Source organism: Burkholderia sp. MSMB1078WGS, assembly GCF_001528895.1.
Classification (GTDB): Bacteria; Pseudomonadota; Gammaproteobacteria; order Burkholderiales; family Burkholderiaceae; genus Burkholderia.
This window is the reverse complement of record NZ_LPDI01000030.1, coordinates 1-1689: the sequence shown is the minus strand read 5'-3', so window position 1 is coordinate 1689 and position 1689 is coordinate 1. Positions and strand designations below refer to the sequence as shown.

1 protein-coding gene is annotated in these 1689 nt (G+C 61.5%); it reads left to right on the top strand.

The annotated features are described in order from the left end of the window. The first annotated feature begins 103 nt into the window (after window positions 1-103). Window positions 104-1594, top strand: coding sequence for an ISNCY family transposase (locus WT24_RS06690; protein ID WP_060032170.1), 1491 nt, complete (start codon window positions 104-106; stop codon window positions 1592-1594). Window positions 1595-1689 lie beyond the last annotated feature (95 nt).

Below are 1689 nucleotides of genomic sequence, written 5' to 3'. Positions count from 1 at the left end.
TGTAGTAGCTAGATTGAAATGTCCGCTTTTGGCTACATAGAAATGTCCGCTTTCGGGCCGCGTAAGCTGTCCGGCTGCCGGTTTCCCGGCGCCGGAGGCTGCGATGGCTGCAACGGAGCGGATCACGATGACGATGCGCGAGCTGGACCGATTCAAGGTCATTCAGGATGTAGCGGACGGCAAGCTTAAGCCATGGCGTGCAGCGGAACGGCTGGAGTTGACGACACGTCAGGTTCGCCGACTGGTTGCCCGGCTGCGCGAGCACGGGCCGGCGGGACTGGTGTCGGGGCACCGAGCGAAGCCCGGCAACCGTCGCCTGGATCCAGGAGCCGCCGATCGTGCGCTGTCGATCATCCGAGATCGCTACGCCGATTTCGGGCCGACACTGGCCTGCGAGAAGCTCTGGGAGTGTCACGGCATTCGGCTGGCCAAGGAGACGGTCAGGAAGCTGATGACGGAGGCTGGCTTGTGGATTCCACGCCGGCAACGACCGCCGAAGGTCTATCAGCCACGTGCGCGCCGGGCGTGTCTGGGCGAACTGATCCAGATCGACGGCAGCGATCATCGATGGTTCGAGAACCGGGCGCCGGCCTGCACGCTGCTGGTGTATGTGGACGACGCGACGAGCCGGTTGATGATGCTGCACTTCACGCAGACGGAGTCGACGTTCAGCTACTTCGAGGCAACACGGGCATACATCGAACGGCACGGCAAACCTGGGGCGTTCTACAGCGACAAGGCCAGTGTCTTCCGCGTTTCGACACCGGGCAAGACTGGCAACCGCGTAACGCCATTCGGCCGCGCGATGTACGAGCTGAACATCGACACGTTCTGTGCGAACAGCAGTTCGGCCAAGGGACGCGTCGAGCGAGCGCACCTGACGTTGCAGGATCGGCTGGTCAAGGAGATGCGATTGCGCGGGATCAACACGGTGGCCGACGCGAACGCTTACGCGCCCTCCTTCATGGCCGCCTACAACGCGCGTTTCGCGAAGCCGCCGAAGAGCGACTTCAATGCACATCGGCCGCTACGGGCCGACGAGAGTCTGGACGTGGTGCTGACGTGGCGTGAGCCGCGGAAAGTGACGAAGTCGCTGACGGTGCAATACGACCGGGTGATGTACTTGCTGGAGGACACGCCGGAGAACCGAAAGTTGATCGACCGGCAGATCGAGGTGTGGGAGTACCCGGATGGACGAATCGAGCTCCGTGCTGACGATCGCGTGCTGCGCTGCCGGCAGTACGATCGTTTGGCTGAAATCGATCAGGGTGCCGTCGTCGAGCACAAGCGCTTGAGCCATGTGCTGCAGGTCGCGCAAGCGCTTCAGGCGCAACGCGATAACAGCCGAATCGGTAAAGCGCCGTCTCGAACGCATCGTGGCGACTCGACGCGGACCAACCGAAACGAGGCAGAGCCGGGTAAGAAGAAGCAGCGCAAGATTACGCAGGCCGACGTCGAGCATGTGATCGTGGATCTGACGCAACGTCGTCAAACCGCCAAGCCAGCGGACAAACCTGGCCGTCGGTCTGCAAAAGCTGAGGAAGCGAGCGTAAGCGCCCTGCCCGTGCAGGCGCCGACCTTCGACACTGCGTAACGGTTAAAGCGAAGAAAGAAACGCTGCAAAACCAACCTTGAAACCGGACATTTTTAAATGGCTCGAAGGTGGACATCTGAATCCGGGTATGACAT